Below are 17,163 nucleotides of genomic sequence, written 5' to 3'. Positions count from 1 at the left end.
CGACATCGCGGCTCACAACAGGTCCTCTATACGGATGGGCAATTCGCGCACGCGCCGGCCGGTCGCGTGCCATACCGCGTTGGCAATGGCCGCATTCACGCCCACGATACCGATTTCCCCCAGCCCCTTCACGCCGAGCGGGTTCACTTGCGTATCCGTTTCCGGCAGCATGATGACGTCGATCTCGCCGACATCGGCATTCGCCGCGATCAGATATTCGCTGATGTTGTCGTTCATGTACCGCGCATGCCGGGCGTCGATCTCGGTGGCTTCGAGCAAGGCCGCGCCGATGCCCCAGATCATGCCGCCCATGTACTGACTATGCGCCGTGAGCGGATTGACGATCGTGCCCGACGCGAACGCGCCGACCATGCGCGAGACGCGAATCTCGCGCGTCAGGCGATGCACGCGCACTTCCACGAAGTGCGCGCCGAACGCATACGCGGTGGCGTCGTCGCGCTGATGCCCGCGCATGATCGGCAATTTGCCCGCGCGCAGCGTGTCCATGGCTTCGGCCTTGAGTCCGCGCGGAATATGCTCGCTTTCAGCAATGACGATCTCGCCGCCCGTGCGCAGGACGGCATCGCGCAACGGCTCGGAGGCATCGCCGGCACTCAGGCGGCCGGACGCGAAATGCATCGCCTGCGGATCGCGGCCCATCAGCGGCCCCGCCAGCGACGCGGCCCGCGCGAGCTTGTCGCGCAGCGCCTCGCAGGCGGAGGCGACCGCGTGCGTGACAGTCGCGGTATGGCTCGATCCCGCCGCCAGCGCGGCGGGCGGATAGTCCGTGTCGCCGATGTGCACCTCGACCTGTTCCAGATCGATGCCGAGACAATGCGCCGCCGTCAGCGCGATGACGGTGTACGCGCCGGTGCCGATGTCGTGCGCTGCCATATCGACGCGCGCCCGGCCATTGGCATACAGGCTCACGCGTGCGGCCGTCGCGGCAATGTTCGACGGATACGCCGCGCTCGCGCAGCCCCAGCCGATGAGCCAGTCGCCGTCGGACATCGAGCCGGGCTGCGCGTTGCGTTCGTGCCAGCCGAAGCGTTCGGCGCCCGCATCGAGGCACGCGACGAGCCGGCGGCTCGTGAACGGCTTGCCCGTGACCGGGTCCTGCGCCGTGTCGTTGCGGCGGCGCAGTTCGACCGGGTCCATCGACAACTGCACGGCCAGTTCATCCATCGCCGTTTCCAGCGCGAACATGTACGGCGTTTCCGGCGGCGCGCGCATGAACCCGGGCGTATTGCGGTCGGCGTGCACGACGTTCACCACGGTTTCGATATTCGGACACGCGTAGACGCGCGCCGTTGTTTCGGTTCCCGAAACGTTGTACATGCTGGGTCGGCTCGTGAGTTCCCAGCCTTCGTGCCGCAACGCAACGAGCTTGCCGTCGCGCGTCGCGCCCAACTGGACATGATGGCGCGTCTCCGCGCGATACGTCGCGATGGTGTAGCTCTGGTCCCGTGTCGCCACGAGCTTCACCGGCCGTCCCACGCGCCGCGCGGCGATGGCGATCCATGCGGTGCGCGCCGTCGCGTTGCCCTTGCCGCCGAACGCGCCGCCGACGAAGCGCGAGATCACATGCACCTGTTCGCGCGAGATGCCGAGTTGCTGCGCGACGTTGCCGCGCAGACCGTAGACGAACTGGCTCGGCTCCCAGATGGTCAGCCTGTCGCCTTGCCATGCGCAGGTGGTGGTGTAGAGCTCGATCGGGTTGTGGTGCTGCGTCGGCGTGGCGTAGATGGCTTCGACACGGCATTCCGCGCCCGCGAACGCCCGCTCGAAATCGCCGATGCGGTAGTCCTCGTGCTCGCCCGGCTCGCGCCGTTCACCCGCGACGCCCGCGCTGCCGAACGTGGCCGATGCCGGCGCTTCGTCGTAGTCGATGCGCGTGCGCTGTGCCGCTTCCCGCGCGAACTCATAGCTCGTGGCCACCACGACGCCGATGATCTGCCCGTCATGCCACACGCGATCGCTCTCCAGCGTGCTGGTCGTCGCGCCGCCCGCCTGCTGCTCCGGCGGCTTCGCCTCGCTGCCGACGTTCTCGTGCGTCAGCACGTCGAGCACGCCGTCGAGGGACAAGGCATCGTCGGCATGAATGCGCCGCACGCGGCCATTGGCGATCGTGCTCGTCAACAGGAACGCGTACGCCGCGTTCTCCACCGGCTCGTCGGACGCATAACACGCCCGGCCCGTGACTTTCGCTTCGCCGTCCATGCGGACATGCGGCACGCCGAACGCCGGCTGATGAGAGGCGAGTGAATCGTCGTGGCTCATGACACCTCCGGCAAAGCGGCAACTTCCAGTAGCGCGCGCACCAGCGTGCGGCGCCCGAGTTCGGGCTTGAACGCATTTTCCCCGCTGACGACAGCACTCGCGAAAGCCGCCTCCGCCGCTTCGCGCGCGCTATGCTCGTCGATCGTCTTGCCCACGAGCGCGGCCTCCGCCTCGTGCGCGCGCCACGGCTTCGCAACGCTTCCGCCGATACCGATGCGCGCCTCTCGCACGACGCCCTGCGCATCGAGATCGAGCGCCACGGCCGCGGACGCGAGCGCGAAGTCGTACGACGCGCGATCGCGAATCTTGAGATACAGCGAGCGGCGCGTCCAGGCGCCCGCGGGCACGTGAAACGCGACGATGAGATCGCCCGGGCGCAGATGGGTCTCGACATGCGGCGTGTCGCCCGGCAGGCGATGCAGTTCCTCGAACGGCAAGCGACGCGTCTGCCCGCCCGTTCCGAGGATCTCGACTTGCGCGCCGAGCGCGACGAGCGCGATGGCGAAATCGCCCGGATAGTTCGCGATGCAGTGCTCGCTCACGCCGAGCACCGCGAGCCGCCGGTTCACGCCCTCCTTCGCCGCGCAGCCGCTGCCCGGCGCGCGCTTGTTGCACGCGTGCCAGCTCGTGTCCCTGAAATAAAGGCAGCGCGTGCGTTGCAGGACGTTGCCGCCGAGCGTCGCCATGTTGCGAAGTTGCGGGCTCGCCGCTTTCCACAACGATTGCGCGATGACGGGATAGTCGCGCCGCAGCACCGGATGATCGGCGGCATCGGCCATGCGCGCGAACGCGCCGAGCTTCAGGCTGTCTTCGGTCGCTTCGATAGCCGAATGCGCCGCAGCGAGCGGATTGATGTCGACGAGGCGCTCGGGCGTCATGACGCCGAGCTTCATCAGGTCGAGTAGGTTCGTGCCGCCGGCGAGAAACTGCACGGGCGACTTCACCGTGAGTTCGCTGTTGTGGTCGAACGGCGCGCACTGGGCCACGTCAGCCGCGTGCTCGACGCTCAGTAGCTGGAAGGGCCGCATTATCCGCGCTCCGCGTGCGTGGCGTCGCGCACCTGTTCGATGGCGTCGACGATTTTCGGATACGCGGCGCAGCGGCACAGATTGCCGCTCATGTACTCGCGGATTTCATCGCGCGTATTCGCATGGCCTTCCTCGATGCACGCGATGGCGCTCATGATCTGCCCCGGCGTGCAGTAGCCGCACTGCAAGGCGTCGCACGCGACGAAAGCCTCTTGCATCGGATGCAGCGCGTGGCCGTCGGCGAGACCTTCGATGGTCGTGATCCTGCCGCGCGCGGTGGCGGCGAGCGTGAGACACGAGAGCACGCGGCGTCCGTCGATCAGCACGGTGCACGCGCCGCATTGCCCCTGATCGCAGCCCTTCTTCGCGCCGGTCAGTCCGGCATGTTCGCGCAGCGCATCCAGAAGCGTCACGCGTGCGTCGAGATCGAGCACGAGCACTGCCCCGTTGACGTGCAAATCCACTTTCATCGCGGCTCCTTTGCATGAGGCCGATAAACGGCGTCGATGCGAGCGCAATCGGTGTGCCGTCGCGGGGCACGTGCAAGCGCATGAAGCATCCAACGCAGACGCTGAAGTAATTAGTTCCGCCTAGCGTCGACCGGGATGAAATAAGACCCGACACGCATGTTCCGGCGCATTAACGAGGTGGTACACTGCCGCCGCCGCGAAGGCCGGTGTGCGCTATCGGAGCCCGCAAGCGGGCTTGTCCAGCTTACGTTCAGCGCACGCCCGCGAGATCCCAAAGTCAGCAAGCCGCGAAGCCCAATTCGCCGAATTGACAGAAACAACAGCTAGTCTTTCCACTGGCGAAAATAAGCGCATTGAAGTAAGTTCTGGCGGGTAATAGCGCCTCGACAAACGTCCGGATCGGTGCTCGCACGCTAAAGAAATCTCCCGCGAAGACGAGAACCAGATCGAGCAACCACGCATCGTGCGTCACGCCTGCCTAACAAAAACATGGCCGCTATCTTCGATTATCTGTTGGACAGTCAAATATCCAGGCAATGGCGCGGCATGCTGGCCGCGCTCGCGGATGAGTTCGAGGCGCAGATCGGACATGGCGAGCTGCGCGAGCTGATGCATCGCGTGGGCAGCCGTTTTGCGAAGGCGCATGCGCTGCCGCCCTGCGAGTCGACGTCCGCGCTCGCGGACGCGCTCAACGCGCTGTGGCGAGACACCGACTGGGGCTTCGTCGAACTGTCCGACGAGCGCGACCACCTGAGCATCGTGCATTACTGCGCGCCGTTGCCGGCCTTCGGCGAAAGCGCCCTCGCGTGGACGCCTGCGTTTCTCGAAGGCGCGTATCAGCAGTGGCTCGCCGGCCTGGGCGCGCAAGGGCTCGCTGTCCGGCAGGCAAGCGAATTCGGCGGCGACGCCGCCATCGAGTTCAGGCTCGCGCGCGCCGCAGCCTGAATTCGGCATACTGAATACGGGTGACCGCCGCCTCGACGCGGCGGCATCGACCGCCGGGTTCGGCGGACCACAACGAGCAGTACCGGCCACGCATCAACGTAAGGCACGACGAGGAAGCGGCATCATGAGTACTTCGCGCGATATCCAGAAGCTGTTCGACCATTTCGGCGGCAATGCAGGCGATTACCAGGAAATCGGCCGGGAGAACGAGGCGCAATCGGCGCGCACTCGCTGGCCGCTGCTCGCGACGCTCGACTTCGCGCAGCCCGCCATCCCCGACATCGCGCCGCGCCGCGAAGCGCCGATGCAATCGAGCGAGCCGTCCGACGCGCAGCCCACGGGCATGCCGATCAACCGCGGCAAGCGCCAGCTCTTTATGCGCGCGCATCGCCGCGCGATTCCGCCGGTCACTCCGCCCGCCGCGGAATCGCTAAGCGCATTGCGCTTTTCGGCGATGGGCGAATCGGCGTCGCACGAGACCGGAACGATTCCGGATTCGGCCGTTGCCGCCGTTGCCTCGGCTGCATCGCTTCCGCCCGTGACGAACGTAGCCGCGACGCTGAAGCCGGAACCCGCGCGCCGCGCCCCGGCGCAACAGCCTGAAAGCGTGCCGAGCGCGCCCGAACCTTCCGCGCCCCAGTCCATCCTCGGCAAGCTCTTCAAGCCGCAAGCGCAGCCGGCGACGAACGCACCCGCGGATTCACTCAACGTCCTGTTCGAACGTCTGCGGCACGCCGGCCGCCCGGAGAGCGAACCCACGAACACGCGCGCCGGCCGCCTTCCCCGCTTATGAGAGTCATCACGGTAGTTTCCGCGAAGGGCGGCGTCGGCAAGACGACGCTCGCCGCCAATCTCGCCTCGGTGCTGGCCGCGCGCAACCGCCGCGTGATCGTGCTCGATCTCGATCCGCAGAACGCGCTGCGCCTGCATTTCGGCATTCCGCTCGACAGCATCGACGGCATCTCGCGCGCGACGCTGAGCCGCGAGCCGTGGCAGTCGGTGATGTTCGACGGCGTCGATGGCGTCACCGTGCTGCCCTACGGCGCCGTGACCGAGGACGACCGCCGCCGCTTCGAGGCGCTCGTCGACAGCGATCCGTCGTGGCTTGCGCGCTCGCTCGAAGCGCTCGCGCTGGATGCGAACGACATCGTGATCGTCGACACGCCGCCGGGCTCGTCGGTCTACACGCGCACCGCGCTGACGGCCGCGAACTTCGCGCTGGACGTGGTCCTGGCCGACGCCGCCTCTTACGCCGCGATTCCCGGCATGGAGCGCATGGTCGATGCCTACGCCGCGCCGCGACAGGACTTCGCGGGCCAGGGCTACGTCGTCAATCAGGTGGATCAGTCGCGCCAGTTGAGCAAGGACGTGCTCAAGGTGCTGCGCAACATGCTCGGCGCGAAGCTGTTTCCGGGCGTGATCCATCAGGACGAAGGCGTCTCCGAATCGCTCGCGTGCGACACCACGCTCATTCACTACGATCCGCTCTCGCAAGCCGCCGCCGATCTGCGCGCGTGCGGCGACTGGCTGCTCGCCGCCATCGATGCGATGGCCGCTTCGTCGAGGAAGCTCGCATGAGTTCGGCCAAGATCCCGTCGCCCGAGACGGAGGTCAGCGTCGCGACCTCGCGCCTCGAACGTTTTGTCGATGCCGGCATCTGGGGCAGCCGCATCGTCGTCGTTCTCCTCACGATGTTCGCCGCGTTCGCGCTGTACTTCGTCGTCACGGTGCCGCTCGCGTTCGGCCAGCAGCTTGCGTTCGCGAGCATCTGCTTCGTCTGCGCGCTCGGCTTCCGGCGTCTGCAGGGACAATACGCGACGCTCGTGATGATCATGCTGTCCATCGTCGCGTCGGGCCGCTACATGTTCTGGCGGCTGACTGAGACGACGTACTGGGAACGCCCGCTCGACGCCGCGTGGGGCCTGCTGCTGGTCACGGCGGAAGTCTATGCATCGCTCGTGCTGCTGCTCGGCTACTTCCAGACCGCGTGGCCGCTCAAGCGCAAGCCGTTGCCGCTGCCCGCGGACCGCAGCCAGTGGCCGACCGTTGATGTCTTCATTCCGACCTACAACGAGCCGCTTTCGGTCGTGAAGCCGACGATCTACGCCGCGCTCGCGCTCGACTATCCGACTGACAAGCTCGCCATTCACGTGCTCGACGACGGCCGCCGTCCCGAGTTCAAGGCGTTCTGCGAGGAAGTCGGCGTCAACTGGACGATCCGCACGCACAACCGCCACGCGAAGGCGGGCAACGTCAACGAGGCGCTGAAGGTCACGACGGGCGAATACCTCGCGATCTTCGACTGCGATCACATCCCGACGCGCTCGTTCCTGCAGGTCTGCCTCGGCTGGTTTCTGCGCGACAAGCTGCTTTCGATGCTGCAAACGCCGCACCATTTCTTTTCCCCCGATCCGTTCGAGCGCAATCTCGGCACGTTCCGCAAGGTGCCGAACGAAGGCGAACTGTTCTACGGCCTCGTGCAGGACGGCAACGATCTCTGGAACGCGACGTTCTTCTGCGGCTCGTGCGCGGTGCTGCGCCGGTCGATGGTCGAAGAGATCGGCGGCATCGCGGTCGAAACCGTCACGGAAGACGCGCATACGGCGCTCAAGCTGCATCGGCTCGGCTATACGACCGCGTATCTCGCGATTCCGCAGGCGGCCGGTCTCGCCACCGAAAGCCTGTCGAGCCATATCGGGCAGCGCATCCGCTGGGCGCGCGGCATGACGCAGATTTTCCGCATCGACAATCCGCTCACCGGCAAGGGGCTGAAGATCGGCCAGCGGCTGTGCTATCTCAACGGCATGCTGCACTTCTTCTATGGCGTGCCGCGTCTCGTGTTTCTCACCGCGCCGCTCTCGTTTCTCTTCTTCGGCGCGCACGTGATCGAAGCGGCGGCGAGCACCATCGCGATCTTCGCGCTGCCGCACATGATGCACGCGAGCATCACCAATTCGCGCATGCAGCGCAGCTTCCGCCATTCGTTCTGGGCCGAAGTGTACGAGTCGGTGCTCGCGTCGTACATCACTGCGCCGACGCTGCTCGCGGTCATCAACCCGAAGCTCGGCAAGTTCAACGTGACGGCCAAAGGCGGCCAGATCGCGAAGGACTACTTCGACTGGACCATCTCGCGGCCGTATCTGTTCCTGCTGCTTCTGAACCTGCTCGGCTTCGTCGCGGGCATCGTGCATATCGGCATGTACTGGCACGTGCGCAGCGAAGTGAACACGACGCTGCTCAACCTGTGCTGGACGGTCTACAACATGCTGATTCTCGGCGCGTCGGTGGCGGCGGCGAGCGAGCGCAAGCAGGTGCGCGCGACGCATCGCGTGTCGATGAAGATGCCCGTCATGCTCAAGTTCTCGACCGGGCGCACGCTCGCCTGCGAGACCATCGACTATTCGGAAGGCGGCGTGGGCGTCGCGCTGCCGGGCAAGATCGCCGTGCCGATGCACGAGCGCGTCACCGTCTCGCTCTTTCGCGGCGACGAGGAATACGCGTTCCCCGCGACCGTCGGCTATACCGAGCCGGGCCGCGTCGGCCTGCGCTTCTCCGAGCTCACGCGCGAGCAGGAATACGACTTCGTGAAGACGACGTTCGCGCGCGCCGATGCCTGGACCGGCTGGTCCGAGGGACGCCGCCCGGATACGCCGCTGCGCGGCCTGTCGCATGTGCTGCTGGTGGGCACGCGCGGCATCGCGGGATTGTTCGAGCATTTGTACAGTGACCTTCGTACCTGGATGAACAAGCGCGCGGTCGATGTGAACAAGCTGAAAACCAAAGACCACTAATGGGCATGGGTATGTCGAAGTTGCGCGTTGAACAACAAACGGGCGAGCGCGCGCCGCGTTTTGGCGAACGACCTTTGGCGCGCGCATTGGCCGTCTTCGTGGCCTTGCAGACTGCGTTCGCCGCGCCGTTCGCGTCCATCGCGGCGGCGGCAGAGAGCACGCCAGCGGCAAATGGCACACAGCAGGCGACCGGCGTGGGCGCCGTGCCCGCGCCGGGTCCGGCCGTCGTCTACAACCCCGCCGCGATCCAGCAGCCGGCGCTCGCGATGCCCGTTCCCGCCTTCTCCGGCAAGCCGGACAGGCCGCTCACCTCGCGCATTCCGACGACCGCCGATCCCGGCACGCTGGTGCCCGGCGGCCGCCGCCAGACGCTGACCTTCGCCGATTACGGCGCGCTGGATCCGCTGCAGCTGCGCGGCACCGACGGCCAGAACGGCATCGCGTTCTCGGTGCGCGGCGACGAAGTCGTGACCGGCGCGGTGCTGCATCTGATCTACAGCTATTCGCCGTCGCTGTTGCCGTCCATCTCGCAACTGAAGGTGCTCATCAACGGCGAAGTCGCCGCGACGCTGCCCGTGCCGCGCGATCAGGCGGGCACGCTCGTCGCACGCGACGTGGCGATCGATCCGCGCTTCATCACCGAGTTCAACCACCTCAACGTGCAGTTGATCGGCCATTACACGCAGCAGTGCGAGGACCCGTCCAATTCGACGCTGTGGGCGACCGTCAGCAACGCGAGTTCGCTCGACCTCACGTATGCGTCGATTGCGAGCAAATCCGACCTCGCCGCGTTGCCGCTGCCCTTCTTCGACCGCCGCGACGTGCGCCGCCTCGAACTGCCGTTCGTGTTCGCCGGCAAGCCGAGCCTCGCCGCGCTGGAAGCGGCCGGCACCGTCGCGTCGTATTTCGGCTCGCTCGCGGGCTATCGCGGCGCGATCTTCCCGGCGCAGACCGACAACGTGCCGCTGTCGGGCAATGCCGTGGTGTTCGCCGTCGGCGATGCGAAAGTCGCGGGCGTCGCTATCCCGCCGGTGTCCGGTCCGACGATCGCGCTCGTCGAACGCGATGCGAACGCGCGCGGGCGTCTGTTGCTCGTGCTCGGCCGCGACGACAACGAACTGAAGACCGCCGCGAAGGCGCTGGGCGTCGGCCGCAACGCGCTGTCGGGAACGAGCGCGACCATCACGCAGTTCAACGACCTGCAACCGCGCCGCCCCTACGACGCGCCGAACTGGCTGCCGGCCGACCGCCCCGTGCGCTTCGGCGAGCTGGCCGAAGCGCAGGACCTGACCGCGCACGGCTACGACGCCGACGCGGTGCGCGTGAACCTGCGCGTGCCGCCCGATCTCTTCATGTGGCAGACGAAGGGCGTGCCGGTGGACCTGCGCTATCGCTATACGGTGCGCCCCGCGCCCGACCGGTCGTCGCTCAATATCAGCGTGAACAACGGCTTCGTGCAGTCGCTGCGCATTCCGGCCGTGTCCACCTCGACGTTCGATCTCGGCACGTACTTCAGCCGCGTGCTGCCGGACAAGACGGTCGCCGCGCGCCGCGAGATCTATCTGCCGCCGCTGCTCATCACGCCGCGCGCGCAACTGCGCCTGCACTTCTACTACGACATTCCGAAGACCGGCGAATGTCAGGGCCGCGTGCTGGATAACGTCGTCGGCGCGGTGGATCCGAATTCGACCATCGACCTCTCCGGCTTCCCGCACTACATGGCGCTGCCCGATCTGGCCGCGTTCGCGAACGGCGGCTTTCCGTTCACGCGCATGGCGGACCTTTCGCAGACGGCGGTCGTGCTGCCGAACGAGCCGAATTCGGCCGACTACAGCCTGTATCTGCTGGAAATGGGCCGCATGGGCGCATCGACGGGTTATCCGGTGACGGGCGTGACCGTGACGAGCGCGAACGACGTGGACCGCTTCGCCGACAAGGACCTGCTGATTCTCGGCTCGCCGGGACGCCAGCCCTTGCTGCAACGCTGGGCGAAGCAGATGCCTTTTTCCGGCGATGGCGACGCCCGCACCTTCCAGCTTTCCGATGTGGCGTTCAAGCTCGTCGACTGGTGGCATGGCGAGCAAGGTCCGGAACGCTCGCCTGCGCGCGCGGACCTTTCGCTCGTGAGTTCGAGCGGCGATGCGCTCCTGACCGGCTTCGAGTCGCCGCTCAAGAGCGGACGCAGCGCGGTGGCGCTCATCAGCGCGGCGGGGCAGTCGGACGCCGATCTGTCCGCCGCCCTGCTCGACAACGATCTGCTGCCGTCGATTCAAGGCGCGATGGCCGTGATCCACGGCCGCACGGTGACGGTCACGTCGAACGGCGAAGCGTATTACGTCGGCCATCTCTCGCCGATGCACTACATGCGCTGGGCGCTGTCGTCGCACCCGTTCCTGCTGGTGATCGCGGGCGTGCTCGCCTCGCTCATCATCGCTGCCCTGTTCTATCGCGCGCTGCGTTCCATCGCCGCGCGGCGTCTGAGGGACTGACATGCGGCTATCGACCGCCACACTCTTCGCCGGCGCGATGCTCGCGGCGGCCGCCCCCGGCGCGCACGCCGCGCAGCAATGCGACTGGCCCGCGTATCGCCTTTTCGTCGAGCGTGTCGTGCAGGCCGACGGCCGCGTGATCGACCGCTCGACCGAGACGCAGCAAACCACGTCCGAAGGCCAGTCGTATGCGATGTTCTTCGCGCTCGTCGCGAACGACCGCGCGACCTTCGACCGCGTGCTCAACTGGACGCGCACGAATCTCTCGGCCAACCAGTTCGACGCGGCGAGCCTGCGCCTGCCCGCGTGGCTATGGGGCAAGCGGCAGGACGGATCGTTCGGCGTGATGGACGCGAACTCGGCTTCGGACTCCGATGTGTGGATCGCCTACGACTTGTTTCAGGCCGGGCGTCTCTGGAAAGAGCCGGCGTACACGAAGCTCGCCTACGCGCTCGCGACGCAGATCGTGAAGCAGGAAGTCGCCGATCTGCCGGGACTCGGACCCATGTTGCTGCCCGGTCCGCAAGGCTTTCGCACCGGCCAGGTCACGCGTCTGAATCCGAGCTATCTGCCGTTGCCGGTCTTGCGCGGCCTCGCGCAGGAGATGCCGGACGGGCCGTGGACGAAGCTCGCGCAGAACGCCGCGAAGATGATCCGGATCACGTCGCCGCGCGGCTACGCGCCGGACTGGGCCGCCTACCAGGCAAGCGCCAACGGTCAGTTCGTCGTCGATCCGAAGAACGGCGATGTCGGCAGCTACGACGCGATCCGCGTCTATCTCTGGGCCGGCATGGCGTCGCCGGGCGACCCGCTCGCGCGTCCGTGGCTCGACGCGCTCGGCGGCATGCGCGCGAGCGTCGCGCAAACGGGCTTTCCGCCCGAGAAGGTCTCGACCATGAGCGGCGCGGCGAGCGGCGAAGGCCCGCTCTCGTACTGGGGCGCGCTCGCGCCGTACTTCAAGGCGCTGAACGACGAACGCGGCCTCGGGCTCGCGCGCGCGCGTCTCGAAGCGCTGGCCGCGCCGCCGGTCGCGGGCCGCGAGCCGGTCTACTACGACCGCGTGCTCGGGCTCTTCGGCGGCGGTTTCATCGACGGGCGGTTTCGCTTCGATGACTCGGGCCGCCTCGTGCCGACGTGGAGAAGCGCATGCTGATCCCGACTCGCAAACGCGTGATCGCGGCGCTCCTGTGCGCCGCGCCGGCGATGGCCTGGGCGCAGGCCGCGACGACCGATCCGCTCACGGTGCTCATCGATCAGGGCAAGTACTGGCAGTCGCACCGGCGCGGCGACCTCGCGGAACAGGCGTGGCAGAAAGTGCTGCGCGTGAATCCCAAGCAGCCGGACGCGCTTTTCGGCATGGGCATGGTGCTCGCGGATCGCAAGGACGGCAGCGGCGCGCAGCAGTATCTCGCGCAGTTGCGTCAGGTCGCGCCGAACTATCCGAATATCGACGAACTCGGCCGGCGTCTCGGCGAAACCAGTTCGCGCGATCAGACCGTGAACGACGCGCGGCGTCTCGCGCAAAGCGGACAGAGCGCGTCGGCGGTGCAGGAATACAAGCGCGCGATCGACGGCAAGCCCGCGACGCCCGCGCTGCAACTCGAGTATTACCAGGCGCTCGCCGCCACGCCGCAAGGCTGGGACGAAGCGCGCCGCGGCCTCGAACAACTGGCCCGCCAGAATCCGGACGATCCGCGCTATCAGCTCGCGTATGCGCAGCATCTGACGTATCGCGATGCCACGCGGCGCGACGGCATCGCGCGGCTCGCGAAGCTGTCGGGCGACAGCGCGGTCGGCGCGGACGCGAGGAAAAGCTGGCGGCAGGCGCTCCTGTGGCTCGGCGCGCGGGCATCGGATGCGCCGCTTTATCAGGCGTATCTGCAAGCCTCGCCGGACGACGCCGCCGTGAAGGCCCGCTTCGATTCGATGGTGCAGCAGGACAAGGCCGCGCGCGAACGCTCGCAGGCCGACGCCGCCGTCGATGCGCGCGGCCGCACCGTCGCGGAAGGTTTCGCCGCGCTGGATCACGGCGATCTCGCGGCGGCGCGCGCGCGCTTTTCGTCGGTGCTCGCGAGCAATCCTAACGACGCCGACGCGCTCGGCGGCATGGGCGTCGCGGCGCTGAAGCAGGAGCGTTTCGCGGAGGCCCGCACGTATCTCGAACGCGCGTCGCGGGCCGGCAACCCGGCGCGCTGGAAAGACGCGCTCACGAGCGCGACGTACTGGACTTATACGAGCGATGCCATCGGCGCGCGCAGCAACGGCCAGATCGCGCAGGCCAAGGCGCTGTTCGAACGCGCCATCGCGATCGATCCGTCCGATGTCACGGCGCAAGTGCTGCTCGGCGAAATGCTGCTTGCGAACGGCGATCCGCGCGGCGCGGAAGCCGCGTATCGCATGGCGCTGCGCCGACAGGCCGACAATCCCGATGCGATCCGCGGGCTCGTCGGCGCGCTGGCCGCGCAAGGCCGCGGCGACGAGGCGCTCGCGTTCGCCAACAAGCTCAACACGGAGCAGCAGGCGAAAGCCGGCGGCATCAACACGCTGCGCGGCCAGGCGCAGGCCGCTCAGGCGCGCGCCGCCGAAGCGCGGGGCGATCTCGGCGCGGCGCGCAGTCTCTTCGAAGACGCGCTGCTCAACATGCCGGACGATCCGTGGCTGCGGCTGGACCTCGCGCGCATCTACGTCCGTCAGGGCGCGGTCGGCAATGCGCGCAGCATGATGGACGGACTGCTCGCCACGCACCCCGACATGACCGACGCGCTCTACGCGAGCGCGCTCCTTTCCGCCGAGACGCAGGACTGGTCGGCCGGTCTCGCGCAACTGGACCGCGTTGCCCAGGCGAAACGCACGTCCGCGATGACGGCGTTGCAGCATCGCTTGTGGGTGCATCAGCAGGCGGAACTCGCGACGCGCGCCGCCGCTGCCGGCCAGAACCCGCAGGCGTTCGCGATCCTGCGCCGCGCCGAGCCGGTCGCGGCGGGCAACGCGGAACTCATGGGCGCGATCGCCTCGGCGTATGTGAATGCGGGCGATCCGGCGCGCGCGCTGTCGCTGATTCGTGGCGCGATTGCCAATGCGCCGAACGATGTCGGCTTGCAACTGCAATACGCGGGCATTCTCTCCGCGACGCATCAGGATGCCGAACTCGGCTCCGTCATGCGGCGTCTTTCCTCGACGCAGCTCACCACGCAGCAGCGTCGCGACTTCGACAATCTGAACGTGGGAATCGTGATCGCGCAGGCGGATGCGGTGCGCAAGCAGGGCGACCTCGCCGCCGCTTACGACGTGATCTCGCCGTGGCTCGCCGCGATGCCCGACAACGCCGACCTGCAGGCGGCGCTCGGCCGCATGTACACCTCGGCGGGCGATGACCGCAACGCGTTGTCGTGTTACCGCGCGGCGCTCTCGCGCCGTCCCGACGACGTGGGCTTGCAGACGGCGGCGATGTCGGCGGCAAGCGGCGTGCGCGATTTCAAGCTGGCCGAATCGCTCGCGAAGCAGGCCTACGAGGCCGCGCCGAATGATCCGGGCGTGCTCGCGGGCATCGGCCGGATGTATCGCGCAGAAGGCAAGCTGGACCTCGCCGCGCAGTTCCTGCAACGCTCGCTCGTCGCCGCGAACACGCCTGCGATGGCGAACGCGTCCGGGCAAAGCAACCGCGTGCCGCGCGACTGGCAGACCGCGATGCAACGCATCGCTTCGATGCCGCTGCCGGGCACCAATCCGTTCGAAGGCAAGACCGCGGTCGATACGGCCGCGGCGTCGCCTTTATCGTCGAGCGCGAATAACGCGGGCGCGTATCGGCCCGTCACCCTACCGAACAATCAGCAAGCCGTGCCGTCCTATCCGCCACCTAGTCTGCCTGGTGCAGCGCCTTATTCTGTGCCTTATTCCGCTCCCTCGATGACACCGCGCGCGGCCGCAAGCGGCGGCTATGGCGGTGCAGCGGATGGGACGGCGCAAGCGGGCGGTCGCGCGGTGCGCGGCGGCTTTGGTCCCGATGCTTATGAATCGGTGCAGACGGGCGGCCACGGCGGCGCTTCGGATGGCACGGGGCAACCAGGCAGTCGACGCGAACTTGGCGGCTATAGTGGCGATGCTTTTGGGTCGGCGCAGTCCGGCGGTTATGGCGGCGCTGCCGATGCAACCGGGGAAGCGGGTGGTCGGCGCGAGTTCGGCGATTATGGCGGCGATGGTTATGGGTCGGCGCAAGCGGGCGCTTATGGCGAGCTGCCGGCACGAGCCGATGGCGCAGCGCCATCCGCCGCTTACTCCGCGCCGGCTCGTGCCTATAGCTACGGATCGGACAGCTACCGTCCGGCGCAACGCGGCGCTTATGCCCCGTCGCTGGCACCGGCTTACGCCAGCGGCTACGGTCCGGACACTTACGGCGCGGCGCAATCGGGCGCGCCGCTTCAGCCGTATCCCGGACAGGATGCGAACGGTTATCCCGCGCAGGGATATCAGCCGTATCCGCAACAGCAGCCGTATGCGCAGCAGGCTCCGGCTTACCCGCCGGCATCCGATGGGTACGACAGCTCGCCCTGGCCAATGTCGCCCGCCGCCCGCGATGCTCAAGTCAACGCCTACGCACCGCAACCCGCGGCGAGCGTGCCGGCCGGGAAACGTACGGCAACGCGCAAGAGCACCGCGCAGAGGACGCGTCCGGCTGATTCGTATGCGTACGGGCAGCAGGCTTATCAGCAGCCCTACCAGCAGCAGCCGTATCAGCAGCAAGCGTACGCGCCGCAGCCGTATTCGCAGCAGCCGTATCCGCAACAACAATACGCGCCGCAGCCCTACGCCCAGCAGCCCTACGCCCAGCAGCCGTACATCCCGCAGCCGCCCGCCGGCTATGCGCAGCCGTACTACCCGGCGCAGCCGCGAGGCGCGCAGCGCGCGGAGACGGCGGCATCGATGAGCGCAACGGGCCTGCCGGCGCCGGCCGCAAATCCTCAAATCGTTGGCGTCGCGGAAGAACTGGCGGCGATCAACCGCGAGCAGGCCAGCACCATCACGGGTGGCGTGCTGTTCCGCAATCGCGATGGCGAGAACGGCCTGTCCAACCTGACCGACATCGAAGCGCCGATCGAAGGCCGCATCAAGGCGGGCAACGGCCATATCGTGCTGCGCGCCACGCCCGTCACGCTCGATGCCGGCACCGCGAGCGGCAGCAACAACACGCTCGCGCGATTCGGCGCGGGCGCGAGCAACAATCCGACAAGCCTGACCAACGACTTCGGTTCGCAGACGGCGACGGGCGTCGGCCTGTCCGTCGGCTATGAAAACCGCAACATCCAGGCCGATGTCGGCACGACGCCGCTCGGCTTCCGCGAAACGAACGTCGTCGGCGGACTGCAATATCAGAACGCCATCACGGACAAGGTGTCGTACTCGCTCGCCGTCGCACGGCGCGCCGTCACCGACAGCCTGCTGTCCTACGCCGGCGCGCGCGATGCAGGCGCGGGCCTCGAATGGGGCGGCGTCACTTCGAGCGGCGCGCGCGCCGCGCTCGGCTGGGACGACAGCACGAACGGCGTCTACGTGAACGCGGCATACCAGTTCCTCGACGGCAAGCACGTCGCGACGAACAGCGCGGTGAAGGGCGGCGGCGGCATCTATACGCGTCTCATCAAGGATGCGGACCAGACGCTCACCGTGGGGGCGAACACCACGCTGATGCACTACGACAAGAACCTCTCGTACTTCACGTACGGCCAGGGCGGTTACTTCAGTCCGCAGCAGTACGTGATCCTGAATTTTCCGGTCGAATACATGGGGCGGCTCGGGATGTTCAGCTACGACGTGAAGGGATCGATCGGCGTGCAGCATTACCGGCAGGATGCGTCGAACTACTTCCCGACCGACAGCACGCGTCAGTCCGCAGCCGCGAGTTCCCCGCTCAGTCCGGACGCGGGCGCGGTCTACCCGGGGTCGAGCAAGACGGGCGTTTCATACTCGCTCAACGCGACCGGCGAATACCAACTCGCGCCGCAGCTCGCGTTCGGCGCGACGGCATCGTTCGGCAACGCGTATCAGTATCGCGAATGGCTCGCCGCCGTGTATGTGCGTTATAGCTTCACGCGTCAGGGCAGCGTGCAGGCTGTGTTTCCGCCGCAGGCGTTCAGTTCGCCGTATTTGTCGCTGGCGAATTGAG

Annotated in this window: 10 protein-coding genes; 7 read left to right on the top strand and 3 right to left on the bottom strand. The window is 67.4% G+C overall.

The window, feature by feature from the left end; genetic code table 11:
* Nucleotides 1-12: 12 nt before the first annotated feature.
* From LDZ24_RS15540 to LDZ24_RS15530, 3 genes are read right to left on the bottom strand one after another with little or no spacing between them, the layout of a single operon-like run.
* The gene (locus LDZ24_RS15540) at nt 13-2,280 is read right to left on the bottom strand and encodes a xanthine dehydrogenase family protein molybdopterin-binding subunit (RefSeq protein WP_248323106.1); all 2,268 of its coding nucleotides are present in this window, start codon (nt 2,278-2,280) and stop codon (nt 13-15) included.
* Complete coding sequence (locus LDZ24_RS15535; protein ID WP_248323105.1) at nt 2,277-3,308, bottom strand: xanthine dehydrogenase family protein subunit M; 1,032 nt, start codon at nt 3,306-3,308, stop codon at nt 2,277-2,279. The genes LDZ24_RS15540 and LDZ24_RS15535 overlap by 4 nt, the downstream gene beginning before the upstream one ends.
* Nucleotides 3,308-3,778, bottom strand: coding sequence for a (2Fe-2S)-binding protein (locus tag LDZ24_RS15530; protein WP_248323104.1), 471 nt, complete (start codon nt 3,776-3,778; stop codon nt 3,308-3,310). The genes LDZ24_RS15535 and LDZ24_RS15530 overlap by 1 nt, the downstream gene beginning before the upstream one ends.
* Before the next feature lie 489 nt (nt 3,779-4,267).
* Between LDZ24_RS15530 and bcsD the strand changes: the two genes are divergently transcribed.
* From bcsD to LDZ24_RS15495, 7 genes are all read left to right on the top strand, one after another.
* Complete coding sequence (gene bcsD / locus LDZ24_RS15525) at nt 4,268-4,723, top strand: cellulose biosynthesis protein BcsD (protein WP_248323103.1); 456 nt, start codon at nt 4,268-4,270, stop codon at nt 4,721-4,723.
* 124 nt (nt 4,724-4,847) lie between these two features.
* Nucleotides 4,848-5,516, top strand: coding sequence for a cellulose biosynthesis protein BcsP (gene bcsP, locus LDZ24_RS15520; RefSeq protein ID WP_248323102.1), 669 nt, complete (start codon nt 4,848-4,850; stop codon nt 5,514-5,516).
* Nucleotides 5,513-6,301, top strand: coding sequence for a cellulose biosynthesis protein BcsQ (bcsQ, locus tag LDZ24_RS15515; protein ID WP_248323101.1), 789 nt, complete (start codon nt 5,513-5,515; stop codon nt 6,299-6,301). The genes bcsP and bcsQ overlap by 4 nt, the downstream gene beginning before the upstream one ends.
* Nucleotides 6,298-8,514 carry a UDP-forming cellulose synthase catalytic subunit gene (bcsA, locus tag LDZ24_RS15510; RefSeq protein WP_248323100.1) on the top strand — a complete coding sequence of 739 codons (2,217 nt, stop codon included), beginning with the start codon at nt 6,298-6,300 and terminating at the stop codon, nt 8,512-8,514. Before bcsQ ends, bcsA begins: the two co-directional genes overlap by 4 nt.
* Complete coding sequence (gene bcsB / locus LDZ24_RS15505) at nt 8,514-11,003, top strand: cellulose biosynthesis cyclic di-GMP-binding regulatory protein BcsB (RefSeq protein WP_248323099.1); 2,490 nt, start codon at nt 8,514-8,516, stop codon at nt 11,001-11,003. Before bcsA ends, bcsB begins: the two co-directional genes overlap by 1 nt.
* A gap of 1 nt (nt 11,004) precedes the next feature.
* Nucleotides 11,005-12,156 (top strand): cellulose synthase complex periplasmic endoglucanase BcsZ, encoded by a 1,152-nt coding sequence (gene bcsZ, locus LDZ24_RS15500; protein WP_248323098.1) that lies wholly within the window; start codon nt 11,005-11,007, stop codon nt 12,154-12,156.
* Nucleotides 12,150-17,162: a cellulose synthase subunit BcsC-related outer membrane protein gene (locus LDZ24_RS15495; RefSeq protein WP_248323097.1), complete on the top strand. Its 5,013-nt coding sequence runs from the start codon at nt 12,150-12,152 to the stop codon at nt 17,160-17,162. Before bcsZ ends, LDZ24_RS15495 begins: the two co-directional genes overlap by 7 nt.
* Nucleotide 17,163: the final 1 nt, after the last annotated feature.

The sequence above is a fragment of the Caballeronia sp. Sq4a genome (assembly GCF_023170545.1).
Lineage (GTDB): Bacteria > Pseudomonadota > Gammaproteobacteria > Burkholderiales > Burkholderiaceae > Caballeronia.
This window is presented reverse-complemented; position numbering and strand designations above follow the sequence as displayed.